19 protein-coding genes are annotated in these 15273 nt (G+C 70.1%); 11 read left to right on the top strand and 8 right to left on the bottom strand.

What is annotated here, in order from left to right; genetic code table 11:
• Positions 1-14: 14 nt before the first annotated feature.
• The 7 genes from J0670_RS11615 to tgmC all read left to right on the top strand — a co-directional run bounded on the left by J0670_RS11615 (position 15) and on the right by tgmC (position 6616).
• Positions 15-716 carry an SDR family oxidoreductase gene (locus J0670_RS11615; RefSeq protein WP_307806484.1) on the top strand — a complete coding sequence of 234 codons (702 nt, stop codon included), beginning with the start codon at positions 15-17 and terminating at the stop codon, positions 714-716.
• Between the two features lie 104 nt (positions 717-820).
• Positions 821-2086: a M14 family zinc carboxypeptidase gene (locus tag J0670_RS11610; protein WP_207811418.1), complete on the top strand. Its 1266-nt coding sequence runs from the start codon at positions 821-823 to the stop codon at positions 2084-2086.
• 220 nt (positions 2087-2306) lie between these two features.
• Positions 2307-3080 carry a maleylpyruvate isomerase N-terminal domain-containing protein gene (locus tag J0670_RS11605; protein ID WP_207811417.1) on the top strand — a complete coding sequence of 258 codons (774 nt, stop codon included), beginning with the start codon at positions 2307-2309 and terminating at the stop codon, positions 3078-3080.
• 222 nt (positions 3081-3302) lie between these two features.
• Positions 3303-3428, top strand: a complete 126-nt coding sequence (locus J0670_RS40540; protein WP_207811416.1) for a DUF397 domain-containing protein — start codon at positions 3303-3305, stop codon at positions 3426-3428.
• A 793-nt stretch (positions 3429-4221) separates the two neighbouring features.
• The gene (gene tgmA, locus J0670_RS11595; RefSeq protein WP_207811415.1) at positions 4222-4509 is read left to right on the top strand and encodes a putative ATP-grasp-modified RiPP; all 288 of its coding nucleotides are present in this window, start codon (positions 4222-4224) and stop codon (positions 4507-4509) included.
• Between the two features lie 23 nt (positions 4510-4532).
• A complete protein-coding gene (gene tgmB, locus J0670_RS11590) occupies positions 4533-5480 on the top strand; it encodes an ATP-grasp ribosomal peptide maturase (protein WP_307806483.1) in 948 nt (315 codons plus the stop codon).
• Positions 5477-6616 carry an ATP-grasp peptide maturase system methyltransferase gene (gene tgmC / locus J0670_RS11585; protein ID WP_207811414.1) on the top strand — a complete coding sequence of 380 codons (1140 nt, stop codon included), beginning with the start codon at positions 5477-5479 and terminating at the stop codon, positions 6614-6616. The genes tgmB and tgmC overlap by 4 nt, the downstream gene beginning before the upstream one ends.
• A gap of 229 nt (positions 6617-6845) precedes the next feature.
• Here the strand turns inward: tgmC and J0670_RS11580 are convergent, their stop codons facing one another.
• From J0670_RS11580 to J0670_RS11565, 4 genes are all read right to left on the bottom strand, one after another.
• Positions 6846-7076, bottom strand: coding sequence for a hypothetical protein (locus J0670_RS11580; RefSeq protein ID WP_207811413.1), 231 nt, complete (start codon positions 7074-7076; stop codon positions 6846-6848).
• A gap of 202 nt (positions 7077-7278) precedes the next feature.
• On the bottom strand, positions 7279-7794 hold the full coding sequence (locus J0670_RS11575; protein WP_207811412.1) for an NUDIX domain-containing protein: 516 nt from the start codon (positions 7792-7794) through the stop codon (positions 7279-7281).
• Positions 7795-7827: 33 nt separating this feature from the next.
• Positions 7828-8076, bottom strand: coding sequence for a hypothetical protein (locus tag J0670_RS11570; protein ID WP_207811411.1), 249 nt, complete (start codon positions 8074-8076; stop codon positions 7828-7830).
• A complete protein-coding gene (locus J0670_RS11565) occupies positions 8073-8351 on the bottom strand; it encodes a hypothetical protein (RefSeq protein WP_207811410.1) in 279 nt (92 codons plus the stop codon). Before J0670_RS11565 ends, J0670_RS11570 begins: the two co-directional genes overlap by 4 nt.
• 109 nt (positions 8352-8460) lie before the next feature.
• Here J0670_RS11565 and J0670_RS11560 point away from each other — a divergent pair, with 109 nt between their 5' ends.
• Complete coding sequence (locus J0670_RS11560; protein WP_207811409.1) at positions 8461-9294, top strand: helix-turn-helix transcriptional regulator; 834 nt, start codon at positions 8461-8463, stop codon at positions 9292-9294.
• Positions 9287-9490, top strand: coding sequence for a DUF397 domain-containing protein (locus tag J0670_RS11555; protein ID WP_243436883.1), 204 nt, complete (start codon positions 9287-9289; stop codon positions 9488-9490). The genes J0670_RS11560 and J0670_RS11555 overlap by 8 nt, the downstream gene beginning before the upstream one ends.
• Positions 9491-9711: 221 nt before the next feature.
• Here J0670_RS11555 and J0670_RS11550 read toward each other — a convergent pair whose 3' ends face one another.
• The 3 genes from J0670_RS11550 to J0670_RS11540 are packed head-to-tail and all read right to left on the bottom strand — an operon-like array spanning position 9712 to position 11315.
• Positions 9712-10563 (bottom strand): helix-turn-helix transcriptional regulator, encoded by an 852-nt coding sequence (locus tag J0670_RS11550; protein ID WP_207811407.1) that lies wholly within the window; start codon positions 10561-10563, stop codon positions 9712-9714.
• 4 nt (positions 10564-10567) lie between these two features.
• Complete coding sequence (locus J0670_RS11545) at positions 10568-11068, bottom strand: DUF6879 family protein (protein ID WP_207811406.1); 501 nt, start codon at positions 11066-11068, stop codon at positions 10568-10570.
• Positions 11037-11315 carry a hypothetical protein gene (locus J0670_RS11540; protein ID WP_207811405.1) on the bottom strand — a complete coding sequence of 93 codons (279 nt, stop codon included), beginning with the start codon at positions 11313-11315 and terminating at the stop codon, positions 11037-11039. Before J0670_RS11540 ends, J0670_RS11545 begins: the two co-directional genes overlap by 32 nt.
• A 382-nt stretch (positions 11316-11697) precedes the next feature.
• Here J0670_RS11540 and J0670_RS39115 point away from each other — a divergent pair, with 382 nt between their 5' ends.
• Both J0670_RS39115 and J0670_RS11530 read left to right on the top strand, forming a co-directional pair.
• Positions 11698-13161, top strand: a complete 1464-nt coding sequence (locus tag J0670_RS39115; protein WP_243436882.1) for an ASCH domain-containing protein — start codon at positions 11698-11700, stop codon at positions 13159-13161.
• Positions 13154-13573 (top strand): low molecular weight phosphatase family protein, encoded by a 420-nt coding sequence (locus J0670_RS11530; protein WP_207811404.1) that lies wholly within the window; start codon positions 13154-13156, stop codon positions 13571-13573. Before J0670_RS39115 ends, J0670_RS11530 begins: the two co-directional genes overlap by 8 nt.
• Positions 13574-13735: 162 nt before the next feature.
• On the opposite strand, the gene J0670_RS11525 is transcribed toward J0670_RS11530, so the two are convergent.
• Positions 13736-15273, bottom strand: a 1538-nt coding sequence (locus J0670_RS11525; protein WP_207811403.1) for a phospholipase domain-containing protein, incomplete at its 5' end; no start/stop codon positions are given.

Raw genomic sequence — 15273 nt, 5'->3', positions numbered from 1 at the left:
TGCCCGCGAACACGATCCTGGTCACCGGCGCCTCCCGGGGCATCGGACTGGCCGTCAGCCGCCGACTCGCCGACGGCGGCGCCCACGTCCTGGGCATCGCGCGCACCGCCCCCGAAGGCGGCTTCCCCGGCACCTTCGTCCCCTGCGACCTCGCCGACGCCCCGGCCACCGCCCGGGCCCTGGACGCCCTGACCCGCGACCACCAGGTGGACGCCGTCGTCAACAACGCCGGCATCGTCCTGCCCGAACCGCTCGGCGGCATCGCCCTCGACAGCCTCCAGGCCGTGCTCGACCTCAACGTGCGCGCCGCCGTCCAGACCACCCAGGCCTTCGTCGACGGCATGAAGGAACGCGGCTGGGGACGGATCGTCAACATCACCAGCCGCTCCATCTACGGCGCCCGCGGCCGCAGCAGCTACTCCGCCGCCAAGAACGCCCTGACCGGACTGACCCGCACCTGGGCCCTCGAACTCGCCGACCACGGCATCACCGTCAACGCCGTCGCCCCCGGCCCCATCGGCACCGAGCTCTTCCACAAGAACCGCCCCGCCGGAAGCGAGGCCGAGGCGGCCCTCCTGCGCACCATCCCGATGGGACGCCTGGGCCGGCCCGACGAAGTCGCCGCCGCCGTCTGCTTCCTCCTCGGCGACGACGCCGGCTTCATCACTGGCCAGACCCTGTGCGTCGACGGCGGCGGCAGCATCCCCGGCCGCTGAACCCTGACCGGGCCCTGGCAGGCCCCGGCGCCACCTGCCAGGGTGTCGTCCGGCACCCGCCGTCGGCGCGGCGGGCGCAACCGTACGTACGGGGGAGGGCAGCGATGACAACCGACACCTCGACCGCCGCGGGCCGGGCCGTCCTGCACCACGACCGCTACCCCACCCTCGACGAACTCACCGACGCCGCACACCACTTCGCTCTTCGCTACCCCGAACTGTGCCGGGTGCGCACCCTCGGCACCTCCCGCGAAGGCCGCCCGCTGATCCTGCTGACGATCGGCCACGGCCCCGACCACGTCCTGGCACTCAGCGGCGCCCACGCCGACGAGTTCTCCGGCCGCGCCGGCCTCCTGGAACTCGCCCACCGCGTCCTGGCCCGCCCCGACCTGCACGAAACCCGCACCTGGCACCTCCTGCTCTGCCTCGACCCCGACGGCGCCCACCTCGCCGAGGGCAGCCTGACCGCCCGCACCCTGCCCGACTACTTCGCCGGCTACTACCGCCCCGCCGCCGACGAACAGCCCGAATGGGCACCGGCCATCGGCGGCCGCCTGCCCGAGAGCCGCATCCTCCTCGACCTGATCGACGAACTGCGACCCTCGCTCCAACTCTCCCTGCACACCGCAGACGTCGGCGGCACCTTCACCCAGTGCACCTTCGACGCGCCCGCCCTCGCCGAGCCCTTCGCCAAGTCCGCCGCCGAACTCGCCATTCCGATCGAAACCGGCTCCTACGACACCTTCCGGCTGCACACCTCGGGCCCCGGCGTCTTCCTCATGGCACCGCACCACATCGACCACCAGGAGCACACCACCGGCATGCTCACCCCCGGCGCCGGCGCCGAGGCCGGCACCTGGTTCGCCCCCCAGCGCCACGGCGGCGGGACGGTCATCGTCGAAGTGCCCGCCTTCACCACCGACCACCTCGGCGACACCCGCCCCGCCGACGACGCCCCCGAACGCCTCACCGCTTGCGCCGCCCGCCTGCGCGAACGCGGCACACGGCTCACCCAACTCCTCGACGCGGCGCGCCCCGACGACAGCGCCCTGCTGCGGGCCCTCCACACCCAGCTCACCGCCCTGCGCCAACTCGCCGACCAGTGGGACCCCCACGCCGGCGGACAGGACCTCCCGCACCCGGGCCACCTGACCCGCGCCCAGCTCGCGGGCATCGACCTGTGGTCCCACCGCATCCCGGTCCGCGCCGCCGCCCTGCTGCGCCGCGCCGCCGGCCCAGGCCCGGCTGGCGCCCTGTTGCGGGACTGGTGCGCCCAGTACGAGCGGCGCTTCGCACCGGTGTGGCTGCCCGTCGCCCGCCAGGCGGCCCACCACGCGAACACCGCCGAGGCCGCCGTGCGACCAGCTTGATCTTCAACGCACACCATCACGACGAAGGCCGCGGGGATGACTCTGCTTCACCATCGGGTCGAGCGGGACGTGACCGCTGAACTGCCAAGATTCCGGGATGAGTTCTATCAGTGCGCGGAGTTTCAGGACGGCTTCGGCGCCGGCGCCCCGCCCGGCCGTCGACGCGTTCGTCCGACAAATTCGCTACCCGGCGGCCGGAGCACCGTGATACACAATCGCCGTGCAAAAAATCTTGGAGTTCCCCGAGGTCCTGCGGCTGATCGAAGACCGCTCGGCCGCGTTCCGCGCCGCGATCGCGTCCGCCCCCGACCTTGACGTCCAGGTCCCGAGCTGCCCGGACTGGACGCTGCGCGAACTGGCGCAGCACCTCGGTGACGGCCGCCGCCGCCAGGCCGCCATCGTCGCGGCGGGCCCGGGCGCCGAGCCCCCGGCGAAGACGGACCCGAAGGGCGCCCCGACCGCGCCCCGCGACCGCGAAGCCCTGGACGCCTGGCTCGCCGAGTCGACGGAGCTCATGCTCGAAGCGATGCGCGAGGCCGGCCCGGACCGCGGCTGCTGGACCTGGTGGGGCCGCTCGCAGGCCCCGCAGACCAGCGGAGCCTTGGCCCGGCACCAGGTCCAGGAGATCGCCGTCCACACCTACGACGTCCAGCTCACCCAGGGCGCCGCACAGCCGCTGCCGACGGACGTCGCGGTCGAGGGCGTCGACGAGTTCCTGACGACCGTTTCGGCGACGACCGTCCCCTGGCCGTTCAAGCCGGCGACCATCGACCTGCACGCGATCGAGGGCGGCTCCTGGCGCCTGACCCTCAACGCCGACGGCGTCCGCTGCGACGACCTCGCCGCCGACGCGGAGCCGGGCGACCTGGTGATGCGAGGCGCGGCGAGCGATCTGGTCCTCTACTTCTACGCGCGCATTCCGCTCGACAGCCTGGAGAACACCGGCGACACCGAGCCGATGGAGCAGCTCGCGGACTGGGACCCGACCGCGTAAGACGCGCACTGGTGACGCGTCTGCCGGTGGTGCGCGCGCTCCTGCGGGCGCCACTGGGCCCGGGGCCGCGGACATCGCGCGGCCGCGGGCGGGCTGCGGGCCCGCTGCCCAAAGACGAAGGCTCCCAACCGTCCTGACGCCAGGTCAGCAATTCGACCGCACCCGGTTCGAGGCCGTCACGGAACGGATCCGGGTGAGAGTGGGCGTGTCACCACCGGTGAAATGGCCGTTCGAGACTCCAAGGACCCCGACGGGCCTGCACTGGTCTTCCCTGCTGAACGCCTGGGCGTTCTTCGTCGCCGGTGTCAGGACGGGCGAACTCCCCACCACCTGAAAAGGATTGCGTGAGAAGTCGGCCCGGCCGACTTCTCACGCAACCCGGCGGCCTGCGCCGCCCGGTTGCGCGCGAACGCGGCACGTTGCTCACCCAACTCCTTGACGCGGCGCGCCCCGAGGACAGCGCCCCCTGCTGCGGGCCCTCCACACCCAGCTCACCGCCCTGCGTCAAGTCGCCGACCAGTGGGACCTACGCGTCGGCGGACAGGACCTGCCGCGCCCGGGCCACCTGACCCGCGCCCAGCTCGCGGGCATCGACCTGTGGTCCCACCGCATCCCGGTCCGCACCGCCGCCCTGCTGCGCGAGTGGCGCGCCCAGTACGAGCGGCGCTTCGCACCGGTGTGGCTGCCCGTCGCCCGCCAGGCGGCCCACCACGCGAACACCGCCGAGGCCGCCGGCATTGGGCCTGCCCGGGGCGTGAGTCCCGCGCCGCGCCCCCGGCGGGCCAGCGACCCCCCAATAGCGTGTCCAGCCGCTCCTGGGCGGCGACGAACCGCAGCGGATGCCACCGGGGTGGACTCCCGCATCGGTGAAGAGCGAGATCAGGTCATGTCGGGGATCCTCTGACGTCCGGCGGCCGCACGGTCCTGGCCCTGGTCACGGACCCCCGCACCGGTCCGCCGGACGGCCCCCGCCTCATCCCGAGCGCCGTGACCAGCGCGGCCGGGCCCGTGCGAGTTGGCCGGAACCCTCGGCGAAGGAGCCCTTCGTGTCGCGGTACGTACTCTTTCGACCACTCAGCGTGGGAGCCTGCTGGCGCTGTCGACCATGCGGGTCGGCGCGCGCGAAGGAGGTACATCCGGGATGACCCGACTGCCCGAACCGCCGTGGGGCACTACCCGCATGCGGCCCTACCCCGACGCAGAGCCGGTCCCCGGCCTCACCGCCGTCATCGACCCGGAGACCCAGGTCGCCGTCTACTTCGACAGCGAAGGCCGGCAGGTCGAGATGGGAGCGCACGGCACCAGCACCGACACCAGCAGCCCGACCAACACCGGTCAGGGCGGCGGCGACGGGAACAGTGGGGGGCAGGCCGCGCCCACCGACATGGACAGCATCACCACCAACGACCAGGACCAGGGAAGCGGCTGATGACCGACGATCGGCCATAGGCCGTGCTGGTCCTGACCAACCCCTACGACGCCACAGCCGACGTGGTGCTCCGCATCCTGGCCGAACGGGGCGTACCGGTCGTCCGCACCGACCCTGGGATCGATCTCCAGCAGGGTGCCGCGCTGACCACCCGCTACGAGGGGGGTGGCCAGTGCGGCACCCTCACCACCGCCACCCGCGTCCTCGACCTCGGTCGCGTCCGCTCCGTCTGGTACCGCCGGCCCTCGATGTACGAGGCCCCGGCCGGGATGGAGGGGCAGGACGCGGCGTTCGCCCGCTCTCAGGCCTACTGGGGGGTCGGCGGCATCCTGGCTGCGCTGCCTGGCGCCCACTACGTGAACCACCCCTGGCGGGTCCGCGAGGCCGAGCACAAGCCCGCCCAGCTCCACACCGCGCTCACCAGCGGCTTCACCGTCCCGGCCACCGTCATCACGACCAACCCGGCCGAAGCCCGCGAGTTCTGCCGGGCGCAGGCCGGCGGCGCCGTCTACAAGCCGCTGTGGAACAGCCCGTACAAGGGAGAGGACGGCCGCGCCGTGCAGGCGTGGGTGTCCGAGGTGCGGCCGCAGGAGATCACCGACGCGGTCGCGGCCTGCCCCCACCTGTTCCAGGCCAAGGTGGACAAGGCGTACGACGTACGCCTCACCGCCGTCGGCGAGCGGCTGTTCGCGGTCCGGATCGACGGCCCCGACCTCGACTGGCGCCGATACCAGAACCTTCTGACCTACACTCAGGTCCCGGTTCCCGAGGACGTCGCCGGGGCTGTGGCCCGCTACCTCGACGCCTTCGGCCTGGTCTTCGGCGCCTTCGACTTCGGTGTCGACGCCGCCGGGCGCTGGCATTTCTTCGAGTGCAACGCGAACGGCCAGTGGGCGTGGTTCCCGCCGCCGATCACCGGCCTGATCGCCGAGGCCCTGGCCGACCGACTCCAGAGAGGCACCAAGCCGTGAGCACCCCTGCCGAACTGCGCGCCGCCCTCGTCGACCGGCTCACCGGCGACGGCGTCCTCGCCGACCCGGCCTGGCGGGCAGCTGCGGCCGCCGTGCCGCGCGAAGCGTTCGTCCCCGAGTACTTCCTCACCGTGCCTGCGAGCGCGCCCACGGCCTACGCACCGGTCCTCCACGGCGACCCCGGCCGACTGGAAGGGATCTACCGCGACCAGACGCTGGTCACGCAGCTCGACGGCCACCTGAGCCCGTCGGACGTACAGGGGGCGGCGGTCGGAGCCCCTTCGTCCTCCTCCACTCTTCCCTCCCTCGTGCTGGAGATGTGGCAGCAACTCGGCGCTGAAGCCGGACACCGGGTGCTGGAGATCGGCACCGGCACCGGCTACTCCACCGCCCTCGGCGCTCACCGCCTCGGGGAGCACAACGTCGTGAGCGTCGAAGTCGATCCGGGGATCGGCGCGCGGGCGGCGGAGGCGATCAAAGCCGCGGGCTACTCTCCCACCCTCGTCATCGGTGACGGCCTTGCCGGGTACGCCGACGGCGGACCGTACGACCGGCTGATCGCGACCTGCTCGATCCGCTACCTCCCCCTCCCGTGGCTCCACCAGGTCAGGCCCGGCGGGAAGATCCTCGCCACGTTCACCGGGTGGAGCTTCGCCTTCGGTCTCGCGCTCCTCACCGTCACCGGGCCCGGGTGCGCGAGCGGCCGTTTCCTGCCCGGCCACGTGAACTTCATGGTCGCCCGGCCGCACGACCGGCCGCCGCGCCAGCCCATCACCCTGCTCTCCGGCGACGCGAGGCCCTCCGAGATCGACCCGACGATCCTGAGCGACTGGACCGGCAAGTGGGTCGCCCAACTCGCCGCCCCCTCCGCCGAGATCATCGGCGCCGGAGAGCAGCAGATCCTCGTCGACTCCGCGACCGGATCCCATGCCCGCACCGCGCCGAACTCCGATGGCGGGTGGACCGTCACCCAGCGCGGCCCGTTGCGCCTGTGGGACCAGGTGGAGGCCGCCATCCAGGCCTGGCGGCAGCACGGAGCCCCCCACCAGCAGGGCTTCGGCATCACGATCGACGGCGACGGCCAGCGCGTGTGGATCGGCACCGAGGACGGCCCCACCTGGAACCTGCCGATCTGACTCACGGCGGGCCCGGTGGGTGGCACCGCGCAGCGCGCCGGCGAGTGGACGGACATCGAAACGCCCTGTGTGCGGCCAAGCGCCAGCGCTGTTGCGCGACTGCTACCTTCGGCAGGCCCGTGCCCGCCTGCGCGCCCCGGAAGAAGCGATGACAGGACAGACTGAACAGTCCTACGTGCCAACGGCTTTCCCGCACGAACTGCGCGACCGGGTTTGAGTGTGGGCCCGTTCACGAGCGCGCGTCGGCGGCGGCACGGCGTGCGACGGGCCGGGGGCCCGCGCACTTGAGTGACCAGGTGGCGCGGCGGCCGTCGCTGTTGACGCACTGGAACGTTACGGCGGTCTGCACGATGGTCCCGGTGATCGGGTCGTGGCGTTTGGTGCGGCGGACGAACGTGCCCACGCGGCCGTCGTGGTGGATGTACCAGCTTCCGCAGGGCGGCAGTGCGAGGGCTTCCACGCAGAGTCCTGCCGCTCGTTGAGGGCACCGGCATCCGCCCGTGTTCAGCTCGAACTGTGGTACGTAGGCGGCACCTTCGGGGCTGTCGTACCACGGCGGTGTCACCGGTTCGGTGTGCTGGCGTCTTTGGGCGGGCATGGCTGTTGGCTTCCTGCGGGTTCGGGGCAGCCGCCCGGAGCGCTCCGGGCGGCTGCGGGAGTGCCTACGCGGCGTGGCGTTCCTCGGCGGGGAAGCCGATGTAGAGCAGCGGTTGGCGTTGTCCGTTGTCGGCGGCCCGCACGGCGGCCCGGATGCGTGCCGCCATGTAGGGCTCGGTGTGGGCGTCCAGCTCGTCCGGGGAGATCCAGGCGTATCCCCGGACCTCCTCGGCCGCACCGACGGGGACGCCCTGACGGTCCAGGCGTCCCACCTCCTCATCGGTGGCGAACCCGCCGTCGCAGATGAAGTTGAAGCCCTCGACGGCCCCCGTCGACGGGTTGGCCGGGACCTGGTCGACCCCCAGGTGGTGGGCGATCCTGCGGTGCAGGCCGGTCTCCTCGGCCAGCTCGCGCGCCGCGGCGTCGGCGATCTGCTCGCCGGGGTGGACGGAACCGCCGGGCAGCTGGAGGCCCGGCCGGTAGGTGGGCTTGATCAGGAGGATCAGGCCGTCCGTGCTGCGGACCAGCACCAGCGCGCCGAGCCGGCGGCGGGGTTCCTTCTTGGCGTCGTTGTCCGACATCTGTTTCTCCTTGAGTAGTGGGTGTGGGGACGGTCAGTCGGCCGGGGTTGCCACCATCGGCACGTCCGCCAGCAGCCGGAACTCGCGGTGGCCGTCGCCGTGGTTGCGCGCAGCGTGCCGGGCGGCCCACGCCGAGGTCTCGTCCGCGCTGCGGACGGTGCGGGAGTCGAATCCGCACCCCTGGCAGATCATGACGAACGCGGCCGGGGCGAGGCGCGGGCTGTCGTCGGCCCGGACAGTCCAGCGCGCGAGCGGCGGATCGGCACCGGGGGAGCGGTTCACGCGGCATCCGCAGGGGAGTTGGAGCCGCGCGGCTCGCTCGGGACGATGCGCACGACGATCTGCGGCCCGTCGGGCAGCGGCGCCAGGCCGGCGGGGTCGACCTCCCGTTCCAGGCCGCCGCCCACGGGGCGCACGTAGGCGAGTCCGCGCTCCGTGCCCATGTACACGACGTTCGTGTTCGTCCTGATGTCCGTGACCAACTCACCGGGCTTCGGGCGGTAGATGGCGGCCTTCGGGCGGCCGGTGGGGGGCGTGGGGGTGCGCTTACGCGCCATGGGGAGGCTCCGTTCCGTAGTTCGATGACTACCGAGAGCGCTCACTGTCCTCTATGCTCCGGAACTGTTCAACTTGTCCCACGGTGTCAGATTGGTAGGACGAATAGCCTTGAACAAGCGGGACCTTGACCCCCAGGCATCCCCAGCGGCCGAGTTCGGCGCACTACTTCGCAAGTCGCGCGAGCAGCGGGGCTGGACACAGGAATACCTTGCCGAGCTGATCGGCTGCACATCGTCGTACATCTCCGCGCTTGAACACGGTCGAAGGAAACCAAGTCAACAGATCCTGATGGCACTTGACCGAGCGTTTGGCTCCGGAGAACAGTTCCTCAGGGAGTGGAGTGCGTCCGGTCAGCGGGTCTTGTTTGAGGGCTTCGTTGAGTACCTGCGCAACGAGGTGAAAGCTGTCGCCCTGAGGCTGTTCGAGATCAACATCATTCCGAGTCTGCTCCAGACCCCCGAGTACAGCCGAGCTTTTCAGGAAGCGCCTGTCCTGCGGGGGATCGCAACTCAGCAGCAGGCCGACGAACGGACCGAGAAGGTGCTGCTCAGGCAGCAGGCCCTCGCCCGAGATCCGGCGCCGCACGTTCAGGCGGTGATAGATGAGGGGGCGCTACGGCGGCCGATCGGTGGTCGGGACGTCATGGTGACGCAACTCAGGCACCTGGAAGCGCTCGCTTCACGTCCCCGTTTCCTGGTGCAGGTTTGCCCTATCTCGGCAGGAGAGAACCGGCCGTTCGGGCACCCAATTACGTTGCTGACCATGCCGAATAGGGTCATCGTGGGGTACGGCGAGACGCAGCGGCGCGGCTACCTCGAACGTGATCCGGAGACGCTGGCCGAGTGGGCCACTGAGTACGATCACCTCCAGGCCGAGGCGTTGCCCAGAGCAGCGAGCATCGAGCTCATTCGAGATGTGCGGAAAGGCTTTGAGCATGGATGATCTACGCAACGTCGCTTGGCATAAGAGTTCATACAGCACCCAAGGCGGGAACTGCATCGAGGTCGCTGCGAACGCTGTTCACACCGTTCCCGTCCGGGACTCCAAGGACCCCGAGGGCCCTGCCCTGGTCTTCCGGGCCGACGCTTGGTCGGCCTTCGTCGCCGCCGTCCGCAGCGGCGAGTTCGGCACCGTCTGATTCGTGCTGCTCAGGGCCCCACCACCCGCTCTCGGGTGGTGGGGCCTCGCGCCCTCTCAAGCGGAGTCCGTGGCCATGCTGCGCCGCGTCGTAGGCCCGGGCCCGCTCCTTCCCTGGTCTCCGACATATCGCGGGAAATCAGTCGTGTTCGATGTGGGCGGCATGTGGTCAACGGCTCGTCAGATGCTCCGAAGAGCTCGGAGACGATCAGCCGATGGTCATCAGATCCCTTGAAGGCGGCCGCGGGCCGCCTCGATCTCGTCCCGGGCGGCAGTGCCGAACACGGCTTGGTCCCGCAGAGCGGCGAACACGCGAGCGAAGTACGAGATGTTCTCGGGTCTGGACGTCTGGAACGCCCCCGACCAGAACTCTTGCTTGAGCAAGCTCTCGTCGAACAGGTAGAAGCCCTCACCGGGGTAGAGCGACCGTGGTCGGCCTTGCGGGATGATCCCGATGGACACGTACGGGAGCCTGGACACCTCCAGGAGGTGGTCAAGTTGCCCGTTCATCACCTCAGCACCGCCCGTATTGTTAGTTAGCGCTGAGGCTTCCATGAGGAATGAAAATATCGGCGCCCCGGTGCCGAGGAACCGTTTCCGGACCATGCGGTTCTGTGCCGCTTCCTCAACGTCATCCAACGGCAGGCCGTGCAGCTTGGCATGGATGGTGAACTGTGCCTTGGCGTACTCGACCGTCTGTAGGAAGCCGGGGATGAACAGCGACTCGTACACGCGGAGCAGCTTGGTCTTCGCGTACAAGTCCATCGCTTGGAACTGGAGACGCTTCATCCCCGGCCGGTGCCATCGCTTGTAGTCGGTCCACATCTGCTCGATCTCACGACTCATCGCGATGAGTTCGGGAGTCTGCCCCTCGACGGCACAGGCCGCTGCCCACCTTCGAATGTCTTCCTCGGTCGGGCTCTGCGTCCCGTGCTCGATCTTCGACACCTTGGTCTTGTGCCAACCACAGCGCTGCGCGAGTTCGACACCGGAAAGGTGGGCATCCCGACGGAGTTCCTTGAGCTGAGTCCCGAAAGCGCGCCTTGCGGACTCGGATGGTTCCTGGTCGGACATGTCGTTACGGCTTGTACTCACCATTGGGGACGCCAAGCGACCATGCCTGCTCGAACGCCTCGTTACAGAACCGGATCACGTCCGGATCGGTCGAGAGCTGGATGTCGGTCTGCTGGCTGTCTCCCCCGATGAGGTTGAAGACCACCAGGTCATCCCGGATCAGACAGTCGTTCCCCGGCAAGGGAAGCGCCGATACGAGAGGGCGGGGAAGCCACCGAAGACGTTCCGTGGGGTCGACCAACTCGACCGCCATCCGCTGGTAGTCCGAGAGCGGTTCGGAGACGACCCGCACACGCCGGTAAGGGAAGCCGGCAGCGGCCTTCCCGGCCAGGAACGCGCGATGCCCACGCATCGTCTCCTCGACCGTCTCAGTATCGCCTGCGCGCCATGCCTCGAACAACGGGCGGTCCACCTCATAGAAGTCCCGCAGCTCAAGCTTTCGAACCTCTTGGGCGGGCTCACCGAACAGCAGCTCAATTCGGCGCGACGCCGAGATCAATTCCATAGCGCTCCCTGACGTACTTCCGCACGAACACATCCATGGTCCGCCCGGACATCTCCCCGAACGTCTCGTCATCGGCCAGTGCGACGAGCTGATCCTGAACCTTCGGTCCGCGCTTCTTGAGCTGCACGATCCAGGAGCCACGGTCGGTCTCATAGAACGTCTCGCACTCGACTCCGCCTTGTGATTCGGGGTCCGTGCAGTAGAACGTAGCGGTCAAGTCATCGCCGTCGCTGCTCTGTTGCCGCATGTTGCTCCCCCCGTGATCGGGCCGCATGGCACCTCTGACCTTCGCTCTGTGACCACTCCGAGGTCAAGCGCTTGACGGCATCGAGGCCCTCTCGGGCGAACCTCCAGCAACTATGAGCAACTTCGTTGAGTGCCGTTGGCCAACGCCCCTATGGTCTAGCCCGCACCCCGCGCATGGTGAAGGAGAGGGAGCCGAAGATGAGCGCTGCCACCGCGCACGGCCTCACCACCCGGGGGAAGCCGGCACGGGACTCGCCGGGCCGAGTTCTCCGCCTGCCGGCGAGGCTGCAAACCGGCTCGGCCTCGCATGCGGAGTGCATGCGCCACCGGCACCAGCACTGAGCCGCCCACCCGGCGGTTCGTAAGCAGAGCGGAGGCATGACTTGAACACCACTGACTTCCTCAGGTCGCCGAACACCGTGCTGGCCAACGCTGTTGATGATGCGTTGGATGTTCTCCGCCCGCGCCTCCTGGAGACCGGGACGGAACGGATCGAGTTCACCGTGGGGACGCAACTCAATGGGCGGCCGCACATCGGTACGCACCTGGTGCAGTCCCTGTCGTTCTTGGTCGCCGAGCGGGCGCGGGACGAGTTCGGGGTTGAGACGGTCGTTGATTTCACGGCGCTGGACAACGCCCCGGCCGAGACGATCACCCGGGGCGGCCGCAAGCACCAGCTGACGTATCACCACCAACACGGTGACAACGGCATCCGGGCCGTGGTCGCCGAGCACTACGCGCCGCTCCTGGACGCGATGGCCCGCCATACGGGCATCGATTACCGGGTTGGCACCTACAGCGAGCAGCAGGCCGGCCCGGAGTTCCGGGCCGAGTTCCTGCGGACGCTGGAGTTCCTGGACGAGATCCGGTTCTGGCTGGCCCCGGCCAGCGGCACCGCTCACATTCGGCTGCCCTGCCCGGTATGCGGGTGGGCGGAGAAGTACGCCGACCACACCCGGCTACTGGAACTCGACGGCTCTGGGGCGTTGTTCGAGGCGCGGTGCCACGCGCACGGATGGTACGAGGTGGACGTCACGCCGCTCGGTGGCGGCTACCTCGACCTCTCGACCCTCTATCGCAACGTGGTCAAAGAACGGTCCTACCTGCCCGGGGACAGCACGTTGCACATCATGGTGAAAGGCGGAGACTGGGCGTTCGGCTGCCAGCTCGTCGACGGCGCGCACGCCGCGATCGGTGTACCGGCCAGCCCGGTGCCTCTGCGCGTCTTCACCCCTCAGATCCTCGGCAGCGACGGCGGGAAGCTCTCCAAGAGCCTCCTGAACGCGTCTGCTGACGCCGGAGAGGCGGTGGGAGGCAGCACTGCGGAGTGGCTGCTGAACCCGGCTGTGTGGCCCGGCACGCAAGCGGACTACGTGGACGCGCTCGCGGGTGTCGGTGAGCTGATGCTCAGCAACCCGAGGCACTTCTACCGGTCCTACACCACGACCGCATTGGAAGCCCTGATGACCACCCGCCAGCCTGCCAGGAACCAGTCCCAGGCGCATGGCCGTCCCCGCAACATCCAGATCTACAAGCAGTACTTCGACCTGATCGCCGACGGCTCCAAGACCGTCGAAGTCCGCGTGGCCTACGACTCGATGAAGCGGGTCAAAGCCGGGGACCTGCTCAACTTCACCTGTCGCGGTGAGGAGTGCCTGACTCGCGTCAAGCGCATCGGCCGGTACCGGACGTTCAAGGAGATGTTCGCCACCGAGGACGTGAAGGCGGTCAACCCGAACGCGACCGAGGCCGACCAGCTGCGGGCGATCCAGGCGATCTTCCCGCCTCACAAGGAAGCCCTCGGGGTGATCACGTTCGAGATCGAACGGGTGAACGTCGATGGGTAAGCCACGGCGGGTACTGGTGGTCTGCAAGGGCAACCACTGCCGGTCCCCGATCGCGGCCCTGATCATCGCCGAGCGGTCCGGCGGAGCACTCGACGTGCGCTCGGCCGGCACCCGCAACTGGCACGTCGGCAAGCCCGCCCACCCGCTGATGATCGAGGCCGCCGCCGCCTTCGGCTACGACCTCACCGAGCACCGGGGCCAGGTGCTGGACGAGGAACTCCTCTCCTGGGCCGACGACCTGATCGCGGTCGACGACGAAACCGCTCTGGCCGTCGAAGTGCTGGCCGGTCCGCAGCGCCCGGTTCGCATCCTCGGTGAGGGCATCACCGACCCGTGGGGTGGTGGCCCTGAGGACTTCGTTATGACCGTTCTGGAGATCCAGGAAGCCACCAGCCTGTTCTACGCGGCCTGACCGCCGCCCCAAGCACCCCGGTCATCCGTCGTTCCCCCGTGGGGATGGCCGGGGGCGCCAATGCTTTCCGGGGCTACAGCGCCGGGCTTCCGGGCGCCGAGGCCGCCGTGGCCCTCGGCCTGCCCGGGGCGTGAGCAGCGCTCACGCCCCGGGCAGCGTTGCTCAGCCGCTGATCGGGCGGGTGTCCAGGCGGACGTGGTCCACCGCCCAGTACCAGTTGTTGCCCGCGTCGTACATGCGGAACTTCAGCGTCACCGAGCGAGCGCCCGCCGGGACGGCGAAGCGGCGGGTCACCTGAGCGTTCTGCACGTCCTTGCCGGCGTTGTCGTTGCCGGTCGCGTCGGCACTGTAGAACACCAGCCGAGCCTCCGTACCGTTGTCGAACACCGCCGTCACCGACGCCTTCTGCGGCGCCTCCTGCCGGTAGTGCGAGTCGAAGGCCAGGTATAGGGCCTCAGCGCCCGCCGGGATCGGGACGGCAGGGGAGACCAGGGTGGAATCAAACACACCCTTGCGCGACGGCGAGCCGGTGTCGTCCCAGTCGTCGGGGTCGGCGACGGCGACGATCCCCAGCGCCCGGGTGAACTTCTCACGGTCCTGGGCCCCGAGCGCGGCCCACTCGCGCTTGGTGTGGAACGTCCAACCCTGCAACCGCACCGTCCCCTGCGGCATGCCAGAAGCATTGACCACCGACCAGCCCGCAGGAGCCTGCGCCGTCCAGCCGAGCAGCCCGGACTCCGGCCGCAGCACCCCGGCCAGCGACTCGAAGTCCTCGCCGAGCAGGTGCCCGGCCATCACCGGGGCGGTGCGGGCGGCGAGTTCGCCGTCGGCGACGGCGAAGCGGTCCCCGGCCAGGGCCCGGGCGGTGACCAGCAGGCGATACGCGGCACCGTCGGGCAGGACAGCGGGCGGGGTGACCTCCCACACCGCACTGGCACTGGCACCGGCGGCCAGCGAGGCGGGCGGCGCGGTGACCGGCGCGATGGCCCAGCCCGGCGGGACGACGGGCTGCGCCTCCAGCTGGGTGAGGGCGGCGGCGGTGGCGGTGAAGGTGGCGGTGACCTTGGCGGGGCGTCCGGGCAGCAGGATCGGCTCGTCGATGGTGGCCGAGGCGGCGCCGAGGGTGACCTCCACGGCGAGCGGGTCGGCCAGGCCGATGGCGGGGTCGGTGAGGGTGCGCTCGTCCCAGGGGAAGCGGCCGGCGATGCGGCGGCGGAAGGTCAGGTCGCCGCGCACGGCGACGGTGACGTCGTACCAGCCCTCGGGCCCCACCTTGAGGTTGACGGTGCGGTCGTCGCCGGCCGCCACGCGCACCTCGCGCAGCCCGTCGCCGTAGGCGAGGTCGCCGACGAGGAAGGTCTGGGCGGTGCGCGAGCGGTTGATCACGTCCACCTCCAGCACCCGGCCGCCGCCCTCCTCGGACAGCGACACCTCGTACGCCGAGGCACTGTCGCCGCGCAGGTGCCACAGCGCGCCGTTCGGGCCGTGGACGCGCAGGTCGTAGCCGGCGGGCCCGACCTTCCACACGTCCGACAGGCGGCTCTTCGCCGCGACGGTGTAGTGCAGGGGGGCCTCGCCGGGAGCCGGGTAGAGGGCGAACACCGCGCCCTGGCGGCCCTGGTTGATGAAGTCCAGAGTCAGCTCGTCGCCCTTGAGCCGGGGCTTGACCAGCAGGTCGTACGGCGCCGGGCGGGCGGTGC

The sequence above is a fragment of the Streptomyces sp. FH025 genome, assembly GCF_017427025.1.
Lineage (GTDB): Bacteria > Actinomycetota > Actinomycetes > Streptomycetales > Streptomycetaceae > Kitasatospora.
Note: the sequence above shows the minus strand (reverse complement) of the source record. Positions and strands in the feature narration are given on the sequence as shown.